25 protein-coding genes and 1 pseudogene are annotated in these 25586 nt (G+C 69.7%); 10 read left to right on the top strand and 16 right to left on the bottom strand.

Translation table 11 applies throughout. The features are described from left to right. Nucleotides 1-22 precede the first annotated feature (22 nt). Nucleotides 23-916 (top strand): MBL fold metallo-hydrolase, encoded by an 894-nt coding sequence (locus NUG21_RS13310; protein ID WP_263391118.1) that lies wholly within the window; start codon nucleotides 23-25, stop codon nucleotides 914-916. A gap of 84 nt (nucleotides 917-1000) precedes the next feature. Next, nucleotides 1001-2731 (top strand): glycoside hydrolase family 9 protein, encoded by a 1731-nt coding sequence (locus tag NUG21_RS13305; protein WP_263391117.1) that lies wholly within the window; start codon nucleotides 1001-1003, stop codon nucleotides 2729-2731. A gap of 43 nt (nucleotides 2732-2774) precedes the next feature. Here the strand turns inward: NUG21_RS13305 and upp are convergent, their stop codons facing one another. The 9 genes from upp to NUG21_RS13260 form a co-directional block, all read right to left on the bottom strand. Continuing rightward, on the bottom strand, nucleotides 2775-3407 hold the full coding sequence (upp, locus tag NUG21_RS13300; RefSeq protein WP_263391116.1) for a uracil phosphoribosyltransferase: 633 nt from the start codon (nucleotides 3405-3407) through the stop codon (nucleotides 2775-2777). A gap of 123 nt (nucleotides 3408-3530) precedes the next feature. Next, nucleotides 3531-5711, bottom strand: a complete 2181-nt coding sequence (locus NUG21_RS13295; RefSeq protein ID WP_263391115.1) for a methyl-accepting chemotaxis protein — start codon at nucleotides 5709-5711, stop codon at nucleotides 3531-3533. 281 nt (nucleotides 5712-5992) lie between these two features. Then, nucleotides 5993-6325 (bottom strand): non-heme iron oxygenase ferredoxin subunit, encoded by a 333-nt coding sequence (locus NUG21_RS13290; protein WP_017915885.1) that lies wholly within the window; start codon nucleotides 6323-6325, stop codon nucleotides 5993-5995. Further along, complete coding sequence (locus tag NUG21_RS13285; RefSeq protein ID WP_263391114.1) at nucleotides 6322-6858, bottom strand: GNAT family N-acetyltransferase; 537 nt, start codon at nucleotides 6856-6858, stop codon at nucleotides 6322-6324. Before NUG21_RS13285 ends, NUG21_RS13290 begins: the two co-directional genes overlap by 4 nt. 146 nt (nucleotides 6859-7004) lie before the next feature. Continuing rightward, nucleotides 7005-8255, bottom strand: coding sequence for a cysteine desulfurase (locus NUG21_RS13280; protein WP_263391113.1), 1251 nt, complete (start codon nucleotides 8253-8255; stop codon nucleotides 7005-7007). After that, nucleotides 8252-9514: a Fe-S cluster assembly protein SufD gene (sufD, locus tag NUG21_RS13275; RefSeq protein WP_160947048.1), complete on the bottom strand. Its 1263-nt coding sequence runs from the start codon at nucleotides 9512-9514 to the stop codon at nucleotides 8252-8254. Before sufD ends, NUG21_RS13280 begins: the two co-directional genes overlap by 4 nt. Continuing rightward, entirely contained in the window at nucleotides 9511-10278 is a 768-nt protein-coding gene (gene sufC, locus NUG21_RS13270) for a Fe-S cluster assembly ATPase SufC (RefSeq protein ID WP_019797168.1), read from the bottom strand. The genes sufD and sufC overlap by 4 nt, the downstream gene beginning before the upstream one ends. 121 nt (nucleotides 10279-10399) lie before the next feature. Then, the gene (gene sufB, locus NUG21_RS13265; protein WP_160947047.1) at nucleotides 10400-11842 is read right to left on the bottom strand and encodes a Fe-S cluster assembly protein SufB; all 1443 of its coding nucleotides are present in this window, start codon (nucleotides 11840-11842) and stop codon (nucleotides 10400-10402) included. A 15-nt stretch (nucleotides 11843-11857) separates the two neighbouring features. Next, entirely contained in the window at nucleotides 11858-12316 is a 459-nt protein-coding gene (locus NUG21_RS13260; protein ID WP_019796608.1) for an SUF system Fe-S cluster assembly regulator, read from the bottom strand. A gap of 195 nt (nucleotides 12317-12511) precedes the next feature. Here NUG21_RS13260 and NUG21_RS13255 point away from each other — a divergent pair, with 195 nt between their 5' ends. Both NUG21_RS13255 and NUG21_RS13250 read left to right on the top strand, forming a co-directional pair. Then, nucleotides 12512-12979: an SET domain-containing protein gene (locus tag NUG21_RS13255; protein WP_160947046.1), complete on the top strand. Its 468-nt coding sequence runs from the start codon at nucleotides 12512-12514 to the stop codon at nucleotides 12977-12979. Between the two features lie 98 nt (nucleotides 12980-13077). Next, a complete protein-coding gene (locus tag NUG21_RS13250; RefSeq protein WP_160947045.1) occupies nucleotides 13078-13623 on the top strand; it encodes a type 1 glutamine amidotransferase domain-containing protein in 546 nt (181 codons plus the stop codon). Nucleotides 13624-13767: 144 nt separating this feature from the next. Here NUG21_RS13250 and NUG21_RS13245 read toward each other — a convergent pair whose 3' ends face one another. The 5 genes from NUG21_RS13245 to NUG21_RS13225 all read right to left on the bottom strand — a co-directional run bounded on the left by NUG21_RS13245 (nucleotide 13768) and on the right by NUG21_RS13225 (nucleotide 16670). After that, complete coding sequence (locus NUG21_RS13245; protein WP_263391112.1) at nucleotides 13768-14364, bottom strand: DUF1439 domain-containing protein; 597 nt, start codon at nucleotides 14362-14364, stop codon at nucleotides 13768-13770. Between the two features lie 93 nt (nucleotides 14365-14457). Then, nucleotides 14458-14760 (bottom strand): DUF3861 family protein, encoded by a 303-nt coding sequence (locus NUG21_RS13240; RefSeq protein WP_263391111.1) that lies wholly within the window; start codon nucleotides 14758-14760, stop codon nucleotides 14458-14460. A 94-nt stretch (nucleotides 14761-14854) separates the two neighbouring features. After that, nucleotides 14855-15421, bottom strand: a complete 567-nt coding sequence (locus NUG21_RS13235) for a M23 family metallopeptidase (RefSeq protein ID WP_242156806.1) — start codon at nucleotides 15419-15421, stop codon at nucleotides 14855-14857. Between the two features lie 4 nt (nucleotides 15422-15425). Further along, nucleotides 15426-16130 (bottom strand): tellurite resistance TerB family protein, encoded by a 705-nt coding sequence (locus NUG21_RS13230; RefSeq protein ID WP_242156809.1) that lies wholly within the window; start codon nucleotides 16128-16130, stop codon nucleotides 15426-15428. 141 nt (nucleotides 16131-16271) lie between these two features. Continuing rightward, nucleotides 16272-16670 (bottom strand): HU family DNA-binding protein, encoded by a 399-nt coding sequence (locus NUG21_RS13225; RefSeq protein WP_026143706.1) that lies wholly within the window; start codon nucleotides 16668-16670, stop codon nucleotides 16272-16274. Between the two features lie 289 nt (nucleotides 16671-16959). Between NUG21_RS13225 and NUG21_RS13220 the strand changes: the two genes are divergently transcribed. Together NUG21_RS13220 and NUG21_RS13215 are read left to right on the top strand one after the other, a co-directional pair. Further along, entirely contained in the window at nucleotides 16960-17391 is a 432-nt protein-coding gene (locus NUG21_RS13220) for an OsmC family protein (RefSeq protein ID WP_019796894.1), read from the top strand. Nucleotides 17392-17640: 249 nt separating this feature from the next. Next, entirely contained in the window at nucleotides 17641-18246 is a 606-nt protein-coding gene (locus NUG21_RS13215; RefSeq protein ID WP_263391110.1) for a glycine zipper 2TM domain-containing protein, read from the top strand. A gap of 98 nt (nucleotides 18247-18344) precedes the next feature. On the opposite strand, the gene NUG21_RS13210 is transcribed toward NUG21_RS13215, so the two are convergent. Together NUG21_RS13210 and NUG21_RS13205 are read right to left on the bottom strand one after the other, a co-directional pair. Continuing rightward, nucleotides 18345-19223 carry a PhzF family protein gene (locus NUG21_RS13210; RefSeq protein ID WP_160947039.1) on the bottom strand — a complete coding sequence of 293 codons (879 nt, stop codon included), beginning with the start codon at nucleotides 19221-19223 and terminating at the stop codon, nucleotides 18345-18347. 38 nt (nucleotides 19224-19261) lie between these two features. Then, a pseudogene (locus NUG21_RS13205) lies at nucleotides 19262-19507 on the bottom strand (PhzF family phenazine biosynthesis protein); the annotation flags it as partial. A gap of 259 nt (nucleotides 19508-19766) precedes the next feature. Here NUG21_RS13205 and NUG21_RS13200 point away from each other — a divergent pair. Genes NUG21_RS13200 through murD form a run of 4 tightly spaced genes read left to right on the top strand, consistent with a single transcriptional unit; the run spans nucleotide 19767 to nucleotide 25581 of the window. Then, a complete protein-coding gene (locus tag NUG21_RS13200) occupies nucleotides 19767-22376 on the top strand; it encodes a bifunctional aspartate kinase/diaminopimelate decarboxylase (RefSeq protein WP_263391109.1) in 2610 nt (869 codons plus the stop codon). Further along, on the top strand, nucleotides 22360-22812 hold the full coding sequence (locus NUG21_RS13195; RefSeq protein ID WP_263391108.1) for a hypothetical protein: 453 nt from the start codon (nucleotides 22360-22362) through the stop codon (nucleotides 22810-22812). The genes NUG21_RS13200 and NUG21_RS13195 overlap by 17 nt, the downstream gene beginning before the upstream one ends. Then, nucleotides 22809-24164 (top strand): UDP-N-acetyl-alpha-D-muramoyl-L-alanyl-L-glutamate epimerase, encoded by a 1356-nt coding sequence (murL, locus tag NUG21_RS13190; RefSeq protein WP_263391107.1) that lies wholly within the window; start codon nucleotides 22809-22811, stop codon nucleotides 24162-24164. Before NUG21_RS13195 ends, murL begins: the two co-directional genes overlap by 4 nt. After that, on the top strand, nucleotides 24145-25581 hold the full coding sequence (gene murD, locus NUG21_RS13185; RefSeq protein ID WP_263391105.1) for a UDP-N-acetylmuramoyl-L-alanine--D-glutamate ligase: 1437 nt from the start codon (nucleotides 24145-24147) through the stop codon (nucleotides 25579-25581). Before murL ends, murD begins: the two co-directional genes overlap by 20 nt. Nucleotides 25582-25586: the final 5 nt, after the last annotated feature.

Genomic DNA, 25586 nt, shown 5'->3' with positions numbered 1-25586 from the left:
TCCCCAATCCCGAGTCCCCGCCATGAAGCTCTGGTCCATCCAAGGCAACTCGCAGAAACTCGACGGCGGCGCCATGTTCGGCAACGCGCCCAAGGCGATGTGGCAGCACTGGGCCGTGCCCGACGACGGCAATCGCATCGCGCTTGCCTGCCGCGCGCTGCTGGCCAGTCCGCTGGGCGGCAAGACGGTGCTGTTCGAGACCGGCATCGGCGCGTTCTTCCCGCCGGCGCTGCGCGAGCGCTACGGCGTGCAGGAGGCGCGGCACGTGCTGCTGGATTCGTTGCAGGATGCCGGCTTCGCCCACACCGACATCGACGTGGTGGTGCTGAGCCACCTGCATTTCGATCATGCCGGCGGCCTGTTGGCGCCGTATCAGGAGGGCGCTGCGCCGGCACTGCTGTTCCCCAATGCGCAGTTCCTGGTCGGTGCGGCGCACTGGCAGCGCGCGCTGCAGCCGCATCCGCGCGACCGCGCCAGCTTCATCCCGGAACTGCCCGGCCTGCTCGAGGCCAGCGGCCGCCTGGAACTGGTCGACGGCGAATATTCGCGCGCGCTCGGCGAGGCGGTGCGGTTCCGTTTCAGCGACGGCCACACGCCGGGGCTGATGCTGGCCGAGATCGTCGGCCCCCGCCATGGCGAGGACGGCCAGGCGCACGGCGGGGTGGCGTTCTGCGCCGACCTGATCGCGGGCCGCTCCTGGGTGCACGTGCCGATCACCATGGGCTACGACCGCAATGCGGAGCTGCTGATCGACGAGAAGCGTGCGTTCCTGGAGGACGCGCTGGCGCGCGAGGTGCGCCTGTTCTTCACCCACGATCCGGACTGCGCGCTGGCGCAACTGCAGCGCGATGCCAAGGGCCGCTTCGTCACCGCGCACGAGGTGGCTGCACTGCAGGCGCGGCCGCTGGCGGCCTGAGCGCCGCGCGACGCAACTGCGTGCGGCGTGCCGGCGCCTGCCGTCGCGCTTGCAGCCGTCATCCATGCCGGCGAATATCGGCGCATGAAGCTGCCCCACGCCCTGTCCTGCCTGTTCCTCGCCTGCCTGCTGCTGGGCGGTTGCACCTCCCGTGCCGATACCACCCTGCCGTCGCCAATCCGCCTGAACCAGGTCGGTTTCCTGCCCGCGGCGAGCAAGCTGGCGGTGGTGCCGGACGGCCACGGCGATGCCTTTTCGATCACGCGCGCCGACAGCGACGAGGTCGTGCTGCGCGGTACCCTCGGCGCCGCCGCGGTGTGGCCGCCGGCGCAGCAGGCGGTGCGCGTCGCCGATTTCTCCGCGCTGCGCACGCCCGGCCGCTATCGCCTGCAGGTCGATGGCCTGCCGCCGTCGGACAGCTTCGCCATCGGTGAAGACGCCTACAACGCGCTGTCGCGCGCTGCGCTCAAGGCCTACTACTACAACCGCGCCAGCACTGCGCTGGACGGCACCTACGCCGGCCGCCACGCGCGCGCCGCCGGCCATCCCGACGACCACGTGCTGGTGCATGCCTCGGCGGCTTCGCCGGAGCGCCCGGCCGGTACCGTGATCGCCGCGCCCAAGGGCTGGTACGACGCCGGCGACTACAACAAGTACGTGGTCAACTCCGGCATCACCGTCTATACCCTGCTGGCCGCCTACGAGCAGTTCCCCACCTACTTCACCACGCACCACGAAGGCATTCCCAACAGCGGCGGCGACGTGCCGGACATCCTGCGCGAGGTCGACTGGAACCTGCAGTGGCTGCTGGCGATGCAGGATCCGCACGACGGCGGCGTGTACCACAAGCTGACCAACCTGGACTTCGCCGGCATGCAGATGCCGGACCAGGCGCGCGCGCCGCGCTACGTGGTGCAGAAGAGCACCGCGGCCACGCTCGACTTCGCCGCGGTGATGGCCCAGGCCAGTCGCATCTACGCGCCGTACGACGCCCAGTTCGGCGGCATCTCCACGCGCATGCTGGAGGCCTCGCGGCGCGCCTGGGCGTGGGCGCAGGCGCATCCGGACGTGGCCTACCGGCAGCCGGAAGACGTGCACACCGGCACCTACGGCGATAGCCAGTTCGACGACGAATTCGCCTGGGCTGCCACCGAGCTGTATCTGGCCACCGCCGACGACGCGTTCTACGACGCGGCGATGGCGCGCAAGGTGCCGGCCAGCGTGCCCGACTGGCGCCAGGTCGGCGGGCTGGCCTGGATGTCGCTGGCGCAGCACCGCGCGCGGCTGACCCCGCACGCCGACCAGACGCGCATCGCCGACGAGATCGAGGGCCTGGCCGATCATCTGGTGCAGGTGTGGCAGGGCTCGGCCTGGCGGGTGACGATGCGCGACGCCGATTTCCATTGGGGCAGCAACGCCACTGCGATGAACCAGGCGATGATGTTGCTGCAGGCCTACCAGTTGCAGCACAAGCCGGAGTACCTGCAGGCCGCGCAGTCGCAACTGGACTACGTGCTCGGCCGCAACCCGCTGGGTATGTCCTTCGTGACCGGCATCGGCACGCGCTCGCCGATGCACATCCACCATCGCATCTCCATCGCCGACGGCGTGGCCACGCCGGTGCCGGGATGGCTGGTCGGCGGTCCGCAGCCGGGGCAACAGGACGCCGACGCGTGCAAGCACGCCTACGTGTCGACGCTGCCAGCGCTGTCGTACCTGGACAAGGAATGCAGCTACGCCACCAACGAAGTGGCGATCAACTGGAACGCGCCGCTGGTGTACGTGAGCGCCGCGCTGCAGGTGCTGCAGCGCTGATCCGCAACCGCGGCGCGGCATGCTCGGGGATTGATGGCACGCCCTAGCCCAGGCGGGTGCCGAAGATGCGGTCGCCGGCATCGCCCAGGCCCGGCAGGATGTAGCCCTTGTCGTTGAGCTGGTCGTCGATGGCGGCGGTGTACACCTCCACGTCCGGATGCGCCGCTTCCAGCGCCTGCAGGCCTTCCGGCGCGGCGACCAGGAAAATGCCCTTGATCCGCCGTGCACCGGCGCGCTTGAGCATGTCCACGGTGGCGATCAGGGTGCCGCCGGTGGCCAGCATCGGGTCCAGGATCAGCGCGTCGCGCTCCTCCAGGCGGCCGGTCAGGCGTTCGAAGTAGGGCACCGGTTGCAGCGTCTCCTCGTCGCGCTGCAGGCCCACCACGCTGACCCGCGCCGCGGGAATCAACGCCAGCACGCCGGGCAGCATGCCCAGCCCCGCGCGCAGGATCGGCACCAGGGTGATCTTGGCGCCGGCGATGCGCTGCACCTGGGTCGGGCCGGCCCAGCCGTCCATGGTGTGGGTCTCGGTCTCCAGGTCGGCGGTGGCCTCGTAGCCGAGCAGGGTGCCCAGCTCGGTGACCAGTTCGCGGAAGCCCTTGGTGCTCAGCGCCGCGTCGCGCAAGAGGCCGATCTTGTGTTGCACCAGCGGGTGGCGGACTTCGACGATCTTCATGGGCGCGCTCGCAAGGGGGAGGCGCACAGTGTGCCGCAGCCGGCTCCGGCGCCGCCAGCTGCCGGCGCCGGCGCATGGCACGGGATGCGCCGCGAGGACGCATCCAGGTCATGCCGGAGTGGCTCAGGCCGCGGGATCGAGTGCCTCGGCGGTGTGCGCCTGCGCACGCTGCGCAGCCACGTTGCGCGCGCTGCCGGAGGCCGCGGCATGGCGCGTGTCGATCTTGAACAGCGCCACCGCCTGGGTCAGCTGGCCGGCCTGCTCTTCCATCGAGCGCGCCGCCGCCGTGGCTTCCTCCACCAGCGCCGCATTCTGCTGGGTGGCCTCGTCCATCTGGGTGACGGTCTGGTTGACCTGCTCGATGCCGGCCGACTGCTCCTGCGAGGCGGCGGAAATCTCGCCCATGATGTCGGTGACGCGCTGCACCGACGACACGATCTCGTGCATGGTCTTGCCGGCCTGGTCGACCAAGGCCGAGCCGGTGGCGACGCGGCCGACTGAATCGTCGATCAAGGTCTTGATCTCCTTGGCCGCATTGGCCGAACGCTGCGCCAGCGTCCGCACTTCGCTGGCCACCACGGCGAAGCCACGGCCCTGTTCGCCGGCACGGGCGGCTTCCACCGCGGCGTTGAGCGCCAGGATGTTGGTCTGGAACGCGATGCCGTCGATGACGCTGATGATGTCGGCGATCTTCTTCGAAGAGGCCTCGATCCCGCTCATGGTCTCGACGACCTGACCAACCACCGCGCCGCCCTGCGAGGCGACCGACGCCGCGCCCACCGCCAACTGATTGGCCTGGCGGGCGTGCTCGGCGTTCTGCTTCACCGTGGAGGTCAGCTCCTCCATCGAGGCGGCGGTTTCCTCCAGGCTGGCGGCCTGCTGCTCGGTACGGCGCGACAGGTCGTCGTTGCCGGCGGCGATCTCGGTCGCCGCGGCATTGATGCTGACCGCGGCGGTCTGGATGCGGCCTACGATGCCGGTCAGCTGGTCGGCGGTGGCGTTGGCGTCGTCGCGCATCCGCGCGAACACGCCGTGGAACTCGCCGTCCATGCGTGCGGTCAGGTCACCGGCGGCGATGGCTTGCAGCAGCGCCGACAGCTTGCCCAGGTTGCGGTCGCTGACCTCCATCATCGCGTTGAGGTCCTGCACCATCAGCCGGAAGTCGTGCTGGAAGTGCGCAGCATCGCCGCGGGCACTGAAATCGCCCGCGGCGGCGGCCGCGGCCAGGCGCTTGATCTCGGTGTTGATCGCCAGCAGGCTGGCCTTGGCCGCATCCATCGATTCGTGCAGCACCGCGCGGCTGCCGGGCAGGCGACGTGCATCGCGGCGTAGGTCGCCATTGGCGTATTCGTTGAGCACGCCGATGGCGTCGACGATGGCATCCAGATGCTCGAACATCATGGTGTTGATGCCCTTGCTCAGTTCGCCGTACACGCCGGGGAAATCCTGCGGCATGCGGTGGCTGATGTCCTTGTCGGCATGCAGCTCGATCATCAACGCGGTCTCGCCGGAGAAACGCTGCAACTGGGTCTGCATGCGGTCCATCGCGCTCAGCAAACGGCCGGGTTCGTCGCGCGCGTCGGTGCTCACGTCGTTGTCCAGGCGGCCGTCGGCGATGGCCTCGGCGGCGCGGGTGGCGCGGCTCAGCGGCACGGTGAGACTACGGGTGATCAGCCAGGCCAGCAGGCTGCTGGCCAGGACGGCCGCGATGCCTCCGCCGATCAGCATCGCCCGGCCGCGTGAGAGGTGGCTCACCGCGGCGTCATAAGCCTCGGCGCTAAGCCGGTGCTGCAGGGCTACGTTCTCGCGGATCTTGGCCTGCCATGCCAGCGTGGCAGGGCGCGACTGTTCACGCAGCAGGGTCTGCGCGCGCTGGTAGTCCCCCGCGGCGGCCGCTTCCATCACGGCGTTGTTCAACGGCCGCGCGATCTTCTGCAGACGATCGATCTCCGTGCGCAGGGCCTGGCCAGCCGGGGTGGTCGGCATTGCGTAGAGCCTCTTTCGCTCCTCGTCGTAATGCGCGCGCTCGCGCTGGATCAGCGCCAGCGAACTGGCGGTGTCGTCCGCGCTCGAATGATTGGCGTACGCGCCCAGTGCGATCAGGATGGCCGAGTTCGCATCCAGCATGCCGCTGGACAGTTCGATCTTCTTGACGTTGCCGTGCACGATGATGTCCAGCTGCTTGCGCGCGCCGGTCATGGTGATCAGCCCGGCAATCACCAGGAGGCCGGAGATGAGGATCAGGATGCCGAAGGCGGCGGACAGGCGCTGGCTGACGTTGAAACGCTGCAGGAAGGCGGTCATGGGAATTCCTCGTGAGAATGCGGTCCAGAAGCGGTGTGTGGCGGCCTTCGATTAAATAAATTTTCTTTTGCAATAAACTTCAATGACAATTGAGACGCAGAACGTAATTTGTCTACAGACATAGCGGCACGCTGCCGCTAGATCTTTAGCGACGCCAAGTGCTTAAAGGGGCTTGAGTCTGGTGGGCGCGCAGGAGCAATGAGGCGACAGGCGCATGCTGTCCGGCGGCGAAACACGCCGCGGCACAACCGTATTGGGATAGGGGCGCGCGCGGCGCGCGCTCAGCCGCGGTCGTCGCGGGTCCACAGCCCGCCGTGTTCGGACTTCACCGGAAACTTCGGCACCGGGCCGTAGGCCGGCGCGCACAGGGCGCGGCCGTCGCGCACGTCGAAGCGGGCACCGTGCAGCACGCACTCGATGCTGCCGGCAGCAGGGTCGAAGGTGCCGGGGGACAGCTCGTAGTCCTCGTGGCTGCAGCGGTCTTCCAGCGCATAGAACTGGCCGTCGAAGTTGAACACCACGATCGGCGTGTCGGTCACCTCGTCCCACACCGTCTTCATTTCGCCCGGCAGCAGTTCGCCGTCGGCGCAGACGAAGGTCCAGGTCTCGCTCATGCAGCACCGCCCAGCGGCTTTTCCAGCACCTCGAAGCGCAGGTCTTCGCGCTTGGGCAGGCCGAAGCGCGCATCGCCGTAGGGAAAGGGCTTCTTGATGCCGGTGCGGCGATAGCCGCGGCGCTCGTAGAAGGCGATGAGTTCTTCGCGCAGGTCGATCACCGACATCCGCATCAGCGGCAACCGCCACTCCTGCCAGGCGATGCGCTCGGCCTCGGCCAGCACGGTCTTGCCCAGACCGCCGCCCTGCGCCTGCGGCTGCACCGAGAACATGCCGAAATAGCCGGCGCCGTCGTCGTCGGCGACATGCGCGCAGGCGATCAGTTCGCCGTCGCGTTCGGCCAGCAGCACCAGGCTGCGCGGGCGCAGGATGTCGGCGCGCAGCACCTCGCGGTCGATACGGTTGCCGTCGAGCAGGTCGGCTTCGGTGGTCCAGCCGACGCGGCTGCTGTCGCCGCGATAGGCCGAGGTGACCAAGGCGGCGATGGCGTCGAGATCGTCGACAGTGGCGGTGCGGAAGGTGAGGGTGTGCATGCGGGGATTATGCCGGAGAGAAGCCGGGACCCGGGACCCGGGACCCGGAAAAGCAAAAGCGTTGCCATTTCGTACAGAGACGGATCTGGCCTGAAGTGTCGCTTTTGATTTTTCGGGTCCCGGGTCCCGAGTCCCGGGTCCTGGCTTTACCCCAATAGCTTGCGTACCTTCAACAACGCCGCCACGAAGCGCTCGATCTCCTCGTGCGTGTTGTAGAACGCCAGCGAGGCGCGGCAGGTCGCGGCGACGCCGTAGAACTGCAGCAGCGGGTGCGCGCAGTGCTGGCCGGAACGCACCGCCACGCCTTCCAGGTCGAGCAGGGTCGCCAGGTCGTGGGCGTGGGCGCCCTCGATCAGGAACGAGACCACCGCGGCCTTGCCGGGTGCGGTGCCGAACAGGCGCAGGCCGTCGATCCGCTGCAGTTCCTCGGTGAGGTGTGCGAGCAGTTCGCTCTCGCGCGCTTCCACATGCTGCAGTCCGATCGCCTGCAGATAGTCCACCGCCGCGCCGAGGCCGAAGAAGCCGGCGATGTTCGGGGTGCCGGCCTCGAACTTGTGCGGCGGGTCGTTGAACACGGTGCCGTCGAAGCTGACTTCCTTGATCATCTCGCCGCCGCCTAGGAACGGCGGCATCGCCTGCAGGTGCTCGCGCCGCGCCCACAGCGCGCCGGTGCCGGTCGGGCCGCACATCTTGTGGCCGGTGATGGCGTAGAAGTCGCAGCCGATCGCGGCCACGTCCAGCGGCCGGTGCGGCGCCGCCTGCGAGCCGTCGATGACGCTGACGATGCCGCGCTTGCGCGCCTCGCGGCAGATCTCGCGGACCGGGTTGACCGTGCCCAGCACGTTGGAGACGTGGGCCAGGGCCAGCAGCTTGACGTCGGCGGTCATCGCCGCGCGCAACGCGTCCAGATCGAGCGCGCCGTCGGCGGTGATTTCGGCGACCTTGACCGTGGCACCGGTGCGCTGCGCGACCAGTTGCCAGGGCACGATGTTGGCGTGGTGCTCCATGCGCGACACCAGGATGGTGTCGCCGGCGCGCAGCCGCGGCAGTGCCCACGAGTACGCCACCAGGTTCAGCGCGAAGGTGGCGCCGCTGCACAGCACCAGTTCGTCGGCGCGCACGTTAAGAAACCGCGCCAGCCGGGTTCGTGCGCCTTCGTAGGCCTCGGTGGCCTCGCTGCCGAGCGCGTGCACGGCGCGGCTGACGTTGGCGTTGTGGCGGCGGTAGAAAGCGTCGGTTGCCGCGATCACCTGCAGCGGCTTCTGCCCGGTGTTGGCGTTGTCGAAGTACACAAGCGGCTTGCCGTGCACTTCCCGCATCAGCAGCGGAAAGTCGCGCCGGACCGCGTCCCAGTCCGGCGCCTGCGGCGTGGCGGTGTGCGCGGCGGGCCCGTTCATGCCACGCCTGCGGCGCTGAGCGCCCGCTCCAGCCGCGCCAGCAAGCCTTCGCTCAGTGCCGGCTCCAGCGCGCCCAGCGGCTCGCGGCAGAACGCGGCGGTCAGCAGTTGCTGCGCGCGCTCCTGCGGCAGGCCGCGCGAGCGCAGGTAGAACAATGCATTGGTATCGAGCTGGCCGACGGTGGCGCCGTGCGCGGCCTTGACCTCGTCGGCGTCGATCACCAGCACCGGCTGGGTATCGATCTCGGCGTCGGCGGACAGCAGCAGGTTCTTGTTCGACAGCGCCGCGTCGGTGCCGTCGGCGCCGTGGCGGATCTGGATGCCGCCATGGAAGGCCACGCGGCTGCGCCCGGTGGCGACGCCGCGCCACAGCAGCTCGCAGGCGGTGTCGCGGGCGATGTGCTCGATGCCCAGGCGGGTGTCGAGCTGGCGCCGGCCATTGCCGAGCAGCACGCCGTTGGCGACCAGCCGGGCGTTGTCGCCCTCCAGGCGCACGTTGAGTTCGTGCCGGGCGAGCGCGCCGCCCAGTTCCAGGTCCATGCGCCGGTACTGCGCGTCGCGCGCCAGCACCGCGTCGGTGCGCAGCAGCGCGGTGACGCCGGCCGCCTCGTCCTGCACGCGGGCGTGGGTCAGCTGCGCGCCGGCGGCCAGGTGCACGTGCGCCAGGCTGTTGCTCAGGTGCGCGGCGTCGCCGGCATGCAGGTGATGCTCGACCAGCGCCAGCGTCGCGTCCTGGCGCAGTTCGATCAGGTGGCGATGGTGCCAGGCCAGATCGGAATCGGCAGCGGTGGAGACGAACACCAGGTGCAGCGGCTGCGCCACGCGCACGCCGGCATCCACCCGCAGCACACTGCCTTCGTCGGCGAGGGCAGCGTTGAGCCGGGCGAACACCTCGTCGCTGCGCTCGAAGCGGCGGCCGAGGAAGCGCATGGCATCGTCGCCGCTTTGCAGGATCGTCGACAGGCGCTGCAGCTCCACCCCGGCCGGCAGGCCGGACAGGTCCGACAGCGTATCGCTGGCGCGGCCGTTGACGAACACCAGGCGCGGTGCCGGGATGCCGTCGAGCAGTGCCGCATCCACTGCCGGTGCGGTCTGCGGTGCGGGCGCGAAGCTGCGCCGTTCCAGCGCGCGCAGCGAGGTGTACTTCCAGGCTTCGCTGCGCGCGCCGGGCAGGCCGTCGCGCAGCGCCTGCTCCAGCGGCGCGCGGCGCGCGCCATCGCCGTGGAACGCGGCGGCCAGCGAGTCGAGCAGGGCGCTCATTGCACCGCCGCCTCGGGCGCCACGCGCTCCTTCAGCCAGGCATAGCCGTGCGCTTCCAGCTCCAGCGCCAGCTCGGGGCCGCCGGTCTGCACGATGCGACCATCGGCCAGCACATGCACCACATCGGGCTTGATGTAGTCGAGCAGGCGCTGGTAGTGGGTGATCACCACGAACGCGCGCTCCGGCGAACGCAGCGCGTTGACGCCTTCGGCGACGGTCTTGAGCGCGTCGATGTCCAGGCCGCTGTCGGTCTCGTCGAGGATCGCCAGCTTCGGTTCCAGCACCGCCAGCTGGAAGATCTCGTTGCGCTTCTTCTCGCCGCCGGAGAAGCCCTCGTTGACGCCGCGATGCAGCAGTTCGTCCTTGAGGTGCAGCACCGCCAGCTTCTGCCGCACCAGCTTGAGGAACTGCATCGAATCCAGCTCGGCCTCGCCGCGCGCCTTGCGCTGCGCATTGAGCGCGGCGCGCAGGAAGTAGGTGTTGTTCACGCCGGGGATTTCCACCGGATACTGGAAGGCCAGGAACAGGCCGGCGGCGGCGCGCTCCTCCGGTTCCAGTTCGAGCAGGTCGGCGTCGTCGAAGCGCACGCTGCCGTCGGTCACGGTGTAGCCGTCGCGGCCGGCCAGCACGTTGCCCAGGGTGGACTTGCCGGCGCCGTTGGGGCCCATGATGGCGTGCACTTCGCCGGGCTTCACCTGCAGCGACAGGCCCTTGAGGATGTCCTTGCCGGCGACGGAGGCGTGGAGGTTGTCTATGGTCAGCATGATATTGGGAATCGGGACTCGAGAATGGGGAATAGGGAAGAGCAGGTAGAGGTGCAGCGGAAAGATGCGGGAAGAGAACCGATTCCCGATTCTCCATTCCCGATTCCCGGCTTCGCAGGCGTCAGCCCACCGAGCCTTCCAGCGACACTTCCAGCAGCTTTTTGGCTTCCACCGCGAACTCCATCGGCAGTTCGCGGAACACCTGCTTGCAGAAGCCGTCGACGATCATCGACACCGCGTTCTCCTGGTCGATGCCGCGCGCGCGGCAATAGAACAACTGGTCGTCGCTGATCTTGGAGGTGGTGGCCTCGTGCTCGACGGTCGCGGTGGGGTGGCGCACCTCGATGTACGGGAAGGTATGCGCGCCGCACTGCTTGCCGATCAGCAGCGAGTCGCACTGGGTGTAGTTGCGCGCGCCCTCGGCGCTGCGTTCCACCTTGACCAGGCCACGGTAGGTGTTCTGCCCGCGACCGGCGCTGATGCCCTTGCTGACGATCTTGCTCTTGGTGCGCTTGCCGACGTGGATCATCTTGGTGCCGGTGTCGGCCTGCTGGCGATGATGGGTCAGCGCCACCGAGTGGAATTCGCCCACCGAGTCGTCGCCCAGCAGCACGCACGAGGGGTACTTCCAGGTGATCGCCGAACCGGTCTCGACCTGGGTCCAGGTGATCTTGCTGCGCGCGCCGCGGCACTCGCCGCGCTTGGTCACGAAGTTGTAGATGCCGCCGCGGCCTTCCTCGTCGCCCGGATACCAGTTCTGCACGGTGGAATACTTGATCTCGGCGTCTTCCAGCGCCACCAGCTCGACCACCGCCGCGTGCAGCTGGTTCTCGTCGCGCATCGGCGCGGTGCAGCCTTCCAGGTAGGACACGTAGGCCTTGTCCTCGCACACGATCAGGGTGCGCTCGAACTGGCCGGTGTGGCCGGCGTTGATGCGGAAATAGGTGCTCAGCTCCATCGGGCAGCGCACGCCCTTGGGAATGAACACGAAGCTGCCGTCGGAGAACACCGCCGAGTTGAGGGCGGCGAAGAAGTTGTCGCCGACCGGCACCACGCTGCCGAGGTACTGCCTGACCAACTCCGGGTGTTCCTTGATCGCCTCGGACATCGAGCAGAAGATCACGCCCTTTTCGGCCAGTTCCTTGCGGAAGGTGGTGCCGACCGAAACCGAGTCGAACACCGCGTCCACCGCCACGCCGGCGAGCTTGGCGCGCTCGTGCAGCGGCACGCCGAGCTTGTCGTAGGTGTCCAGCAATTCCTTCGGCACCTCGTCCAGCGAGGCGTACTTCGGGCCCTTGGGCGCGGAGTAGTAGCTCAGCGCCTGGAAGTCGATCGGTGCGATGTCCAGCTTGGCCCAGTGCGGCATCGGCATCTTCAGCCAGTGCCGGTAGGCGGCCAGGCGCCATTCGGTCATCCATTCCGGCTCGTCCTTCTTCACGGACAGGGCGCGCACGACGTCCTCGTTCAGGCCGGGCAGGAACGAATCGGATTCGATGTCGGTGACGAAGCCGGCGTCGTAGCGACGTCCCAGCCGTTCCAGGATTTCAGCGTTTTCGGTGGCCATCGGGCTGCCTACAGGTCAGGTGGTCGCGAACCGCACGGCGATGGGACGCCGTTTCGGATCGCCGGAGGGGAGGAGGGGGTGAAGCATCTGCGCCAGGGTCACGCCGCGCAGCGCGTCGGCGACCACGTCGTTGATCAGCCGCCAGTTGGAGCGCACGCCGCAGGTCTGGGCGATGCTGCACTGGCTGCCGTGGTGGCTGCATTCGGTGATCGCCAATGGGCCTTCCATCGCCTCGACGATCTGGATCAGGGTGATGGCGTCTGCCGGGCGCGCCAGCCGGTAGCCGCCGCGCACGCCGCGCAGGCCTTCGACCAGGCCGGCCTGGGCCAACGGCTTGAGCAGCTTGCTCACCGTGGGCGACTCCAGCCCGGCCTGCTCGGCCAGTTCGGTCGCGCTCAACACTTCGTTCGGACGCGCGGCGAGCACGGTCAGGACGACGGTGGCGTAATCGGTGAGCTTGGTGACGCGGAGCATGGCGACACGGTCGAATTTCAATGCGGACCGAAATTGTACTCTTTTGCGCCGCAGGGTCCAACCCGGCCGTTCATCTTTTCTTTCGATCGTGGCGATTCGGCCTCGCCGGGGTGGCGTCTGACGGCCTGACACGCGCGGGCTTGGGATCGCGGGCGATGTGCGCCAGAATCTAGGCTTTCCTGTCCGGATCGCCGCATGCCCCGCAAGATCGCCGCCCGCAAGTCCCGCATCCATGGCAACGGCGTGTTCGCCGTGCTGCCGCTCAAGAAAGGCGAGCGGGTCATCGAATACAAGGGCCGCCGCCGCACCCACGCCGAGGTCGACCGCGACGAGGCCGGCGACGTCGAGACCGGGCACACCTTCCTGTTCACCCTCAGCGACGACTACGTGATCGACGCCAACTACGAGGGCAACGACGCGCGCTGGATCAACCACAGCTGCGCGCCGAACTGCGAGGCAGTGATCGTCGAGGCCGAGGGCGAGGACCGCCGCAAGGACAAGGTGGTGATCGAGGCGCTGCGCGACATCAAGCCCGGCGAGGAGCTCACCTACAACTACGGCATCACCCTGGCCGAGCGGCACACGCCGCGGCTGAAGAAGATCTGGGAATGCCGCTGCGGCGCCAGGAATTGCACCGGTACCATGCTGCAGCCCAAGCGCTAGCGTCACGTCCAGCCGTGCACGCCGCGCCGACGCGTGGTTCACGGCCTTGCCACCGCGGCGCTCCTAGGGTGGGTGTTCCCCCATTCGAGGAGTGTCCCATGAGCGCAATGCCTTCCCTTGCCGGCAAGCAGGTGGCTGTCCTGGCCACCGACGGTTTCGAGCAATCGGAACTGCAGGAGCCCAAGCGCTTGCTGGAATCCTGGGGCGCCCAGGTCGACGTGATCGCGCCGGGCGAGGCCACCAGCATCCGCGGCTGGAACAAGAAGGACTGGGGCGACAGCGTGCCGGTGGACAAGCGCCTGCAGCAGGCCCAGGCCGGCGACTACGACGCGCTGGTGCTGCCGGGTGGGGTGATCAATCCCGACAACCTGCGCACCGAGCCTACGGCGATCGCCTTCATCCAGTCCTTCGCCAGTGCCGGCAAGCCGGTGGCGGCGATCTGCCATGGGCCGTGGCTGCTGGCCGAGAGCGGGCTGGTGCGCGACCGCCAGGTGACCTCGTGGCCGTCGCTGAAGACCGACCTGTCCAATGCCGGTGGACGCTGGGAGGATCAGGAGGTGGTGGTGGACGGCAACCTGATCACCAGCCGCAAGCCGGACGACATCCCGGCATTCGCGCAGGCCGTGGCCAAGGCGCTGGGCTGAGTCCGCGGCGGTGCGCCTGCGCCGCCATGCTGGTGGCGTAGGCCGAAGCGCGATCGACGTAGAAACGGCGGCCTTGGCCGCCGTTTCTTTGCGTGCGCGGTGCGCCGGACGCCCTTCGCCGGCATGCGCAGGCCAGCGTGTGGGTTATTGCCCGGGAAGCATGCCTGCAGGCACCAGCTTGCTGATGTCCTGATTGAAACGCACTACCAGCGCGCCGTTCTCCACGCCGGCCGACTGGATCTGCACGTCGCCGAGCATGGCGGTCAGGCGCGGATCCAGCTTGTAGATCGGCTCCTTGCGCGCATAGTCCTCCAGCCAGGCATTGAGCAGTTCGCGCGTGTTGGCGTCGAGCTTGCCGCCGTTGGCGGCCGGGCGGAAGTCGTCGATGGTCGGGGACTGCAGGTGGAAGCTCTGGCTCTGCTGGTCGTAGCGCAGCGCGCTGGTCAGCAGCACCTGCCCCAGCGGCGTCGCCGCGCCGCCGCCGGTGGTCATGCTCAGGTCGAACTGCATCTTCAGCCGATCGCCCGGCGGCAGGCTCAGCTTCGGGTCGCGAACGGTCATCTTGATCAGCCCGCCGAGCGCCTTGTGCGTCTGCGGGAAGCTGCCGTCGAGATAGTGCTGCACGTCGGCGGCACCGACGCTGACCTGGCGGCCCTGGATGGTCGGCTCGGCCTGGACCTGGGCGGCGGTGGCGAGCAGCAGCAGCGCCGCGGTGCGCAGGGTGAACTGGCGGAAGGTCATCGAGCGGGCCCTGGCAATGAAGAGGGGTTTCACCATAACCGCGGGCGGTGAATGCGCGATTAGCGGAATCGCTGCGCTCCCCGCGTCGCGGCCTTACGCGACAGGCGCAGGCGCCAGCCGCGCGAGCAGGGCATTCAGCGCCGGCTGCAACGGCGCCAGCAGCGCGCGCGCCTCGCCGTCGCTGCGCTCGCCCAGGCTGCGCAGCAACTGCGTGCCGACGATCAGCGCGGCGCGCTCGTCGCCGCGCAGTCCCGGCTGGCGCTGCGCCGCCTCCAGCAGGCGCATCCAGTCCTGCCGGCAGCGTGCCTCCAGTTCGATGGTGCAGCGGCCCTGGCAGGGCAGGCCGTCGTCCTGGATCGGGGTGACGGTGACGCGGTAGCGTTGGGAGGCGGTCATGGCAGTGGCGCACGCGGTGTGTGCCTCCAAGATAGGCGCGGCCAGGCGCCACCACGAGCCTGCTGCCCGCGACGCTCTGTTCCAGTGCTTCCGTTCAGCGTCCGGCGCGCAGCAGCGGCAACGGGTCGTAGGCGCCGCCCTCGGCGTAGATGCCGTAATGCAGATGCGGTGGGGTGCCGCGCGCGTTGCCGCTGTCGCCCACCGCGCCAAGCGGGTCGCCGGGTTCCACCAGGTCGCCGACCTGCAGCCCCGGCGCCCATGTCTCCAGGTGCGCGTAATAGTGCCGCTGCCGGGCCGGACCGAGCACCCAGACCTGGCGGCCGCCGAGGCCGCGGTCGGCGATGGCCACGACGATGCCGCGCGTGGCCGCCACCACCGGCGTGCCGCGTTTGGCGAAGATGTCCACGCCGGCGTGCTGGCGGTCGCGCCCGCGCGGCGCGCCGAAGGTGGCGGCGACGCGGCGCGGATCTACCCCTTCGACCGGCATGTGCAGCGCAGTCGGCGCCGGCGCCCGGGCCAGCTCCCAGCCGACGCGCAGGCGCTGCGCCCACGGATGCCGCCAGGCCCACGCGGCAGCCACTGCCAGTGCGGCAAGCAACGCCGCGCGCAGCAATTCGCGGCGCAGGCGCTGCGCTGGCGAAGGCGCGGGCGCAGCGGTCATGCGCTCAGTCCGCGTGCAGCGTCGCGGCCTGTTCCTGCAGGCGCTGCTTCAGGGCGTCGTCGATGCCGAGCTGCCGTGCCAGTTCGTCCAGGTAGCTGCGCTCCATGAAGCTCTGCGCGTCGGCGGCGAGCAGGCTGGCCAGGTACATTTCCGCGGCCATCTCCGGGGTGGTCGACGCGCGCGCCACCTCGGCCGGATCCAGCGGCTTTTCCAGTTCCGCATGCAGCCACTGCTGCACGTCGGCGTCGTTGCCATGGAGGCGGGCGAACTCGCCTTCGATCAGGCTGCGTTCGCGTTCGTCCAGGTGGCCGTCTGCCTTGGCCGCGCCGACCAGCGCGCGCAGCACCGCCTGACTGTGCTGTTCCACTTCCAGCGGCGGCAGCCGGTCCAGCGTCTGCGGTTCGGGTGCGGCGGCGCCGAGTTGCTGGCGGCGATAGTCGCCGTAGGCGCGATAGGCCATCAGTCCCAGCGCGGCCAGGCCGCCGTAGGTCGCCAGCTTGCGGGTGGTGCGGTGTTTGCCGAGCAGCAGGCCGAGCGCGCCGCCGCTGAGGGCTCCCTTGCCGAAGTCGGCGTTGAGCAGGCCGCCCAGGCCGCCGGCGGCCTGCTGCGCCGGTGCGGTCGGAGCGGCGGTGCCGGTCTTGCCCATGGCCTGGCCGGCGGCGCCCTGCGCCGATTGCAGCAGTTGGTCGAGAAAGCCCTGTAGTTTCATGCAGGTGATCCTGTCGAAGGGAAGCACCGGTATAGCCGCCGCGGCCTTAGCGGGCCGTCAACCCGATGCGCGGGCGGCCAAAAAAAACGAGACGGCCGAAGCCGTCTCGTCGATGTGCTTGCCTGGATCAGGCGACGCTGCTCAGAGCGCGGCGTCCTTGAGCTTCTTCAGCGGGCGCACCTTGAGCTTGGTGGTGGCCGGCTTGGCGGCGAACCACTGCTCTTCCTTGGTGAACGGGTTGATGCCCTTGCGCTTCGGCTTGGCCGGCACGCTGACGGCGGTGATCTTCAGCAGGCCCGGCAGGGTGAACGAGCCGGCGCCCTTCTTGCTGACCGAACCGGCCACGGCATGCTCCAGCGAGGCCATCACGGCGCGCACGTCCTTGGCGATGACGCCGCTGGTCTCGGCGATGTGCGCCACGAGCGCGGACTTGCTCAGCACGTCCTTGATCGGCTTGGGAGCGGCCGGTTTGGCGGCGGCCTTGGTCGCTACCTTCTTCACTGCCTTCTTCGGGGCAGCCTTTTTTGCGGTCTTTGCCATGATGTCCTGATTCCGTATTTGGTGGTTTTGGGTCGCGCCGACCCCGTCGGCATGGCGAAATGTAGGGCATGTGCTACGCCGCGCCAATAGGCCGGAAGCAAAAAAGCGCGAATATTCGCTGCGAACGCGGACTTTTCTGTCGGCGGCCGGCGCCGGCACCTTCAAATCCGCGGGGTGCCGCGGGTCCTTGCTACGGCACGCGCGGCCAACGCGATGGCCGCGCAGGAGCACGCATGCATAACGCCGCCTGGCCTATGGTCCGCGTTCCACTCACCGACAGGAGCCTCGCATGGGCATTTCGCGTCACGCCACCGCGCATTGGGAAGGCGATCTCAAGACCGGCCAGGGCCGGTTGCACACGCCGCAGAGCGGCCTGCTGGAGAACACCCGCTACGCGTTCAACAGCCGCTTCGGCGAGGAGAAGGGCACCAACCCCGAGGAGCTGATCGCCGCCGCGCACGCCGGCTGCTTCACCATGGCGCTGTCGGCCAAGCTGACGGAAGCCGGCTTCCCGCCGACCGCGCTGGACACGCGCGCCGACGTCGACCTGTCGATGGAAGGCGGTCCGCAACTGTCGCAGATCCGCCTGAAGGTCAAGGCCGTGGTGCCGAACATCGAGGCTGCGCGCTTTCGCGAGCTGGCCGACGACGCCAAGCAGAACTGCCCGGTGTCCAAGGCGCTCAGTGCGGTGCCGATCAGCCTGGAAGCGGAGCTCGGCTGAGCCCGACGCGGCCCGGCAGCAGGCCGGGCCGCCATTGCGGACATCGCGCCTGCGGCGCCACCGGCACGATGTCCGGCACGCAGCGCGCTTCGTTCTTAGCGCTTTTTCTCTCTCTGGCACGAGCGCTCGATGCAGTGCCTAGCTGTCGCGACGCTAAATGCGCGCGCCGCGGCGGTCCCAATTCAGTCTGGTTTCACCGCGTCGGATCGAGCATGCAGTCGCGCGATCCACGCGCTTGGAACCATCGCCATGAACAAGCTCTCGACCCGTCTGTTGACCGCTGCGCTCGCTGTCGGCGTCATCGGCTCCGCCGCCGCGCAGGATTACGGTTACACCCGCTACGACGACTACCGCGACCGCGGTTATGCGTCCGGCACCTACGAATACGCGCGCGTGGTACGCGCCGACCCGATCCTGGTGCAGGTCAATGGTCCGCGCGAGACCACCGAGCGCTGCTACGACCGTCCGGCCTCCGGCAGCTACGCCAGCGACTACGGCTACCGCGGCACCGATGGCGGCCGCACCGCCTCCTCGGTGGTCGGCGGCATCGCCGGTGCCGTGCTGGGCAGCCGCGTCGGCGGCGGCAATGGCCGTTTCGTCGGTACCGCGGTCGGCACCATGCTCGGCAGCCTGGCCGGCCGCTCGATCTACGACACCAATACCCGCGCCTATGGCGGCGGCTACGGTGGCGGCGTGGTCCACGAATGCGATCCGGTGTCCTATCGGACCGAACGCTACGACCGCGTCGACGGTTACGACGTGACCTACGAATACGGCGGCCGCTACTACCACACCCGCACCGCCTCGCCTCCGGGCGACCGCATCCGCGTCCGCGTCGACGTCCTGCCCGACTGACGTATTGCCTGGCTGACTTAAAGGGCGCCTCCTCGCGAGGCGCCCTTTGTTTTGCGCGCCCGTCCGCAGCTGCAGACGGGCGCGGCGACCGACGGCGATCAGGGCCAGTCGATGTGGCCTTCGATCACCGTCTGCACCTGCCCGCCCGACCACACCTCGCCGGCCGCGTCCACGTGCAGCGTCAGCAGCGCATCGTGGCCGACCTCGCGGCCCTGGCTGGCGACATAGCGGCCGCCGTGGCCGGGCAGGGCGTCGCTGTGGTCCAGCCATGCCGCCAGCACCGCATTGGCGGCGCCGGAAGCGGCGTCCTCGAACCGCCGGCCGTTGCCGACGAAAGCGCGTACCGCCAGTGCATAGGCCTGGCCGCTGGCGCGGGCGTAGGCGAACACGCCCATGCTGGCGGTGCTTTCGGCCAGGGCGGCGATCGCATCCCAGTCCGGTGCCAGCGCGCGCAGCGCGGCTTCGTCGGCCACTTCGACCAGCCACCAGCAGCGTCCGCCGTCCATGCGCACCGGCGGCAGCGCGCCCAGGGCCCAGCCGCGCAGCGCCGCCTGCAGGCGCGGATCGGCGGCATCGGCGATCTCGGCCACCTGCGCGCGCGGGGTACGGATGGCGATGCTGCGCACGCCAGCGTCCACGTCGACCCGGAGCGGCAGCAGGCCGGCGATGCCGTCCTGGACCAGCACGCCGTCGCGTGGCGTGGCGATGCCCGCTTCCAGCACGACGTGCGCGGTGCCGACGCTGGGATGGCCGGCGAACGGTACCTCTTTCTGCGGGCTGAACATGCGCAGGCCGTAGCTGGCGTCCGGCCGCGTCGGCGCGAATACGAAGGTGGTTTCCGGCAGGCGCGTCCAGCGCGCGATGGTCTGCATCGTGGCGGCGTCCAGGCCATCGGCATCGAGCACCACGGCCAAGGGATTGCCGTTGCCGGCGCGGGCGGAGAAGACATCGACCTGGAAGAAGCGGCGTGCGGCCATGGCGGGGAACTCCGGACGGCGGTGGGGGAGGCCGGAGCTTACCAAGCGATCTTGCAAACGATCACCGCTTGTACGAGGCCTCCCGATCCACACCTCTTCCCCATCACCAGGCGCTCGACGCGGGCGTCTCGGGCCAGTTCGCATCCCTGGTTGGCGACGCAGCGCCCGCCACGGCCCGGCAGTCGTCCCTGCGCGGGCAGCATGGCGGCGGTCAGTGCGTTGGCACTGCCGGTGACCGGGTCCTCGGCGACGCCGACGCCGGGAACGAAGGCGCCTACCGTCAGCCGGTGTTCGTGCGTGTCGTGCGAACGCGGCCAGCCCGTCTCCGGCAGGTTCGGCCAGGCTGCCAGGCGCTGCATGCGCCGTGCGCCCGGGTCGACGGCGCCGAGCATCACGCCTAGCGGATTGCCCAGCCCCGGGCCCGCGGAAACGCCGTCCAGTCGCTGGTCGCGGCGCTCGCTCACCGGCGCGCCGTTGGCAGTAGAATCGGGGGTTCCGCCCGAGCATTCGGGCGTTTTCCCCACACTCCAGACACCCCACTCCATGTCAGCTTCCTCTCCTGCCGATCGTTGGATCGTCCTCAAGTTCGGCGGCACCTCGGTGTCGCGTCGTCATCGCTGGGACACGATTGGAAGGCTGGCGAAAAAACGCGCGGACGAGACCGGTGCGCGGGTACTGGTGGTGGTGTCGGCCTTGTCCGGGGTCACCAACGAGCTGACCGCGATCGCCGACGGCAGTGCCGACAGCGCGCAGCGCGTAGCCGCGCTGGAGCAGCGCCACCGCGATTTCCTGGCCGAACTGGAGCTGGACGCCGAGGCGGTGCTGGGCGAACGCCTGGCGGCGCTGCGCGGCCTGCTCGCCGATCCGCGCGCGGTCGAGCGCACGCTGGACTGGCAGGCCGAGGTGCTGGGACAGGGCGAACTGCTGTCCTCCACTCTCGGCGCGGCCTACTTGCGCGCCAATGGCCTGGACATGGGCTGGATGGATGCGCGGCAGTGGCTGGACGCGCTGCCGCCGCAGCCGAACCAGAGCGCCTGGTCGCGGCGCCTGTCGGTGTCGTGCCAGTGGCAGTCCGATCCGCAGTGGCGCGCGCGCTTCGTCGCCCAGCCCACGCGCATGCTGATCACCCAGGGCTTCATCGCCCGGCACGAGGACGGCGGCACCGCCATCCTCGGCCGCGGCGGCTCGGACACCTCGGCGGCGTACTTCGGCGCGCTGCTCGGCGCCAGCCGGGTGGAGATCTGGACCGACGTGCCGGGCATGTTCAGCGCCAATCCGCGCGAGGTGCCGGATGCGCGCCTGCTGACCCGCCTGGATTACTACGAGGCGCAGGAAATCGCCACCACCGGCGCCAAGGTGCTGCACCCGCGCTCGATCAAGCCGTGCCGCGACGGCGGCGTGCCGATGGCGATCCTGGACACCGAGCGCCCGGAACTGCCCGGCACCAGCATCGACGGCGACGCCCGCACCGTGCCCGGGGTCAAGGCGATCAGCCGCCGCAACGGCATCGTGCTGGTGTCGATGGAAGGCATCGGCATGTGGCAGCAGGTCGGCTTCCTCGCCGACGTGTTCGCGCTGTTCAAGAAACACGGGCTGTCGGTGGACCTGATCGGCTCGGCCGAGACCAACGTCACCGTGTCGCTGGACCCGAGCGAGAACCTGGTCAACACAGACGTGCTGGCGGCGCTGTCGGCCGATCTGGCGGAGATCTGCCGGGTCAAGATCATCGTGCCGTGCGCGGCGATCACCCTGGTCGGGCGCGGCATGCGCTCGCTGCTGCACAAGCTCTCGGACGTGTGGGCCACGTTCGGCAAGGAGCGCGTGCACATGATCTCGCAGTCGTCCAACGACCTGAACCTGACCTTCGTCATCGACGAAACCGACGCCGACGGGCTGCTGCCGATCCTGCACGCCGAACTGATCGACAGCGGCGCGATGCCGGTGGAGGAGACCGAGGTGTTCGGTCCGCGCTGGCGCGAGATCGCCGGCACCGTGCGGCCGCGGCCGGTGCCGTGGTGGCAGGGCGAGCGCGCGCATCTGCTGCGCCTGGCCGAGGCCGGCACGCCGCGCTACGTCTATCACCTGCCGACGCTGCGCGAGCGCGCGCGTGCGCTCAAGGCGATCGCGGCGGTGGACCAGCGCTACTACGCGATCAAGGCCAATGCGCATCCGGCCATCCTGCAAACGCTGGTCGAGGAGGGCTTCGGCCTGGAGTGCGTCTCGCACGGCGAACTGCGCCGGGTGTTCGAGATCGTGCCGGAGCTGTCGCCGCGGCGCGTGCTGTTCACCCCCAGCTTCGCGCCCCGTGCCGAGTACGAAGCCGCGTTCGCGCTGGGCGTGACCGTGACCGTGGACAACGTCGAGGCGCTGCAGCGCTGGCCGGAGCTGTTCCGCGGCCGCAGCCTGTGGCTGCGCATCGACCTGGGCCATGGCGACGGCCACCACGAGAAGGTCAACACCGGCGGCAAGGCCTCCAAGTTCGGGCTGTCGGCGACCCGCGTCGACGAGTTCGTCGAGGCCGCGCGCGCGCTGGATATCCGCATCGTCGGCCTGCACGCGCACCTGGGCAGCGGCGTGGAGACGGCGCAGCACTGGCGGCGCATGTGCGATGAACTGGCCGGGTTCGCGCGGCGCATCGGCAGCGTCGAGGTCATCGACATCGGCGGCGGCCTGCCGATCCCGTACAGCGCCGACGACGAGCCGTTCGACCTGGACACCTTTGCGCAGGGCCTGGCCGAGGCCAAGGCCGTGCATCCGGCGTTCCGCCTGGCGATCGAGCCGGGCCGCTACCTGGTCGCCGAATGCGGCGTGCTGCTGGCCCGGGCCACGCAGGTGATCGAGAAGGACGGCATCCGTCGGGTCGGCCTGGACGCCGGCATGAACACCTTGATCCGTCCGGCGCTGTACGACGCCTGGCACGACGTGGCGAACCTGAGCCGGCTCGAGCAGCCGGCCGAGACCGTGTTCGACGTGGTCGGGCCGATCTGCGAATCCAGCGACGTGTTCGGCAAGCGCCGGCGCCTGCCGGCGGGCACCGCGCCCGACGACGTGATGCTGATCGCCGACGCCGGTGCCTATGGCTACAGCATGGCCAGCACCTACAACCAGCGCGAGTTGCCCCGCGAGGAGGCGATCGATGCGCGCACGGACTGAGTTCGTCGCGGGCAGCGCCGTGGCCGGCGCGTTTGCGATGGCGGCTGCCACCGCGGTGGATCAGTCCGGCACGTCGCTGCCGTGGACCGACAGCCTGAAGTGGGCGTTGCCGGCGCTGGCCGCCGCTGCCATCGGCGCATGGCTGGCGCTGCGCTGGCAGCGCCGCGGGCCCGTGGCGAGCACCGGCGCGCTCGCCCTGCGCACCTCGCTGCTGGCCGCGTTGGCCTACCTGCCGGCGCTGGCGCTGTATGTGCTGGTGGCCGTCCTGGCCTCCGCCGCGTCGGTGCCGGCCGGGCAGCACTGGCAACTGCTGCTGATGGCCTTCGTGTTCGGCTGCCTGCCGCTGCTGTGGGCCGCCTTGCCGTTTTCGATGCTCGAATTTCTTCTGTGCCGCCGCTATCTGCGGCACACCCGTGTGCTTGCAGGACGTCCATGACCGCTTTCGACAAACAGCAGATCGCCACCTTCCGCTTCGTGCGCTGCGGCTTCGACGCCGACAGCGGCGTGGCGCGCCTGGTCTATGCGTTCGACGACGGCCCGGAGCTGGTGGAGACCATCACCGTGCCCGGCGCGCCGTTCGCGCTCGATCCGGTGCGCGCGCAGGCGGCGCAGCGCGCCCTGCGCCTGCTGCACCTGATCGCCGGCGTCAGCTACTACAAGGCGGCGGTGCCGCCGCGCATCGTCATCGACGATTACGCGATCGATGCCGAGACCGCCGCGCTGCTGGACAGCGTGTACCTGCACGGCCTGGGCGAGTTCGCCTATCGCAACGGCCTGGACCTGCGCGGGCGCATCCGCTTCCCGGCCGCCGAGGCCGGCGTGGCCGATGCGGCAGCGCTGGGGCTGCGCGACCAAGCCCTGGTGGCGATCGGCGGCGGCAAGGATTCGCTGGTCAGCATCGAGGCCTTGCGTGCGGCCGGCGTGACGCAGACGGTGACCTGGATCGGCGGCTCGCAGCTGATCCGCGCCTGCGCCGAGCGCACCGGCCTGCCGACCTTGAACATTGGTCGCACGCTGGCGCCGGAGCTGTTCGAACTGAATCGGCAGGGCGCGTGGAACGGGCATATCCCGGTGACCGCGGTGAATTCGGCGATCCTGGTGTTCGCCGCGGTCCTGCACGACGCCGGCCAGGTGGTGTTCTCCAACGAACATTCGGCCAGCTACGGCAGCCAGATCGCCGGCACCGGCGAGGTCAACCACCAGTGGTCCAAGGGCTGGGCCTTCGAGCAGGCGTTCGGCACGCAGGTGCAGCGCTACGTGTCCGCGGACCTGCGCTACTACTCGCTGCTGCGCCCGCTGTCGGAACTGGCGGTGGCGCGGCAGTTCGCCAAGACCGACCACTACGACGCGCATTTCTCCAGCTGCAACCGCAATTTCCACATCCTCGGCGAGCGTCCTGCGCACCGCTGGTGCGGGGTCTGCCCGAAGTGCCATTTCGTGTTCCTGGCGCTGGCGCCGTTCATGCCCAAGACGCGGCTGGTGCGCATCTTCGGCCGCAACCTGCTCGACGACGCCGGCCAGGCCGGCGGCTTCGATGCGCTGCTGGAGTTCCAGGACCACAAACCGTTCGAGTGCGTCGGCGAAGGCCGCGAATCGCGTGCGGCGATGGCCGCGCTGGCGGCGCGCGCGGAATGGAAGGAGGACGCGCTGGTGGCGCGCTTCATCCGCGAGATCCAGCCGCAGCTCGACCCCACCGACCTGCGCGTGGAACCGCTGCTGGAACTGGACGCGCAGCACCGCATCCCGGCCGACCTGTGGGAACGCGTGCGTGCGAATTTCGCGGCTTGAGGCGCAGCGCGTCGCGTTGTGGGGCTGGGGCCGCGAGGGCCGTGCGGCCTATGCGGCGGTGCGAGGGCGGGAATCGGGGGCCGGGAACGGAGAAGCGCGACGTGCGCTGCCGCTGACGGTGTTCTGTTCGGCCGACGAGGCGGCGGAGATCGCCGCCTTGCACGATCCCGACCTGCACGTGGACACCGAGGCCAGCGCCGAGCGCCTGGCCGCGTTCGATGTGGTGATCAAGTCGCCCGGGATCAGTCCGTACCGGCCCGAGGCGCAGGCCGCCGCCGCGCGCGGCACGCGCTTCGTCGGCGGCACCGCGCTGTGGTTCGCCGAGCACGCCGGCGCGGACGGCGTGGTGCCCGGCAGCGTCTGCGTCACCGGCACCAAGGGCAAGAGCACCACCACCGCGCTGCTGGCGCACCTGCTGCGCGCCGGCGGCCACCGCACTGGCCTGGTCGGCAACATCGGCGTGCCGCTGCTGGAAGTACTGGCGCCCACGCCGCCGCCGCAGTACTGGGCGATCGAATTGTCCAGCTACCAGACCGGCGACGTCGCCCGCAGCGGCGCGCGGCCGCAGTTGGCGCTGGTGCTGAACCTGTTCCCCGAGCATCTGGACTGGCACGGCAGCCAGGCGCGCTACATCGCCGACAAGCTCGAACTGGTGACGCACGCGCGGCCGCGCATCGCCCTGCTCAATGCCGCCGATCCGCAGCTGGCCAGCCTGCAACTGCCCGACAGCGAGGTGCGCTGGTTCAACCGCGAGGACGGCTGGCACATGCGCGGCGAGGTGGTCTACCGCGGCGATACCGCGGTGTACGACAGCGCGCAGGCGCCGCTGCCGGGCCGCCACAACCGCGGCAACCTGTGCGCGGTGCTGGCCGCGATCGAGGCGCTGGGCCTGGACGCGGCGGCGTTGGCGCCGGCGGCCGATCGCTTCCGGCCGTTGCCGAACCGGCTGCAGACCCTGGGCACGCGCGACGGCGTGACCTATGTGAACGACTCGATCAGCACCACGCCGCATGCCAGCCTTGCCGCGCTGGAGTGCTTCCGCGGGCGGCGCATCGCGCTGCTGGTCGGCGGCCACGACCGCGGCCTGGACTGGCAGGACTTCGCCGCGCACATGCGCGACGGTGGCGCGCCGCTGGAGATCGTCACCCTTGGCGCCAACGGCCCGCGCATCCATGCGCTGCTGGCGCCACTGGCCGCCGGCGCCGGCTTCGGCCTGCATGCCGCGGCCGACCTGGCGGAAGCAGTGGCGCTGGCGCGCACGGCACTGGGCGAGCAGGGCGGCGTGGTGCTGCTGTCGCCCGGTGCGCCCAGCTTCGGCGCCTACCGCGACTACGTGGCGCGCGGCCGCCATTTCGCCGCGCTGGCCGGCTTCGACCCGGACGCGATCAGCGCCATTCCGGGGTTGGGCATCGCCTGAACCTC

The sequence above is a fragment of the Xanthomonas sp. CFBP 8445 genome (assembly GCF_025666235.1).
GTDB classification, from domain to species: domain Bacteria; phylum Pseudomonadota; class Gammaproteobacteria; order Xanthomonadales; family Xanthomonadaceae; genus Xanthomonas_A; species Xanthomonas_A indica.
The sequence above is the reverse complement of the archived record's forward strand: the minus strand, read 5'-3'. Positions and strand labels throughout refer to the sequence as shown.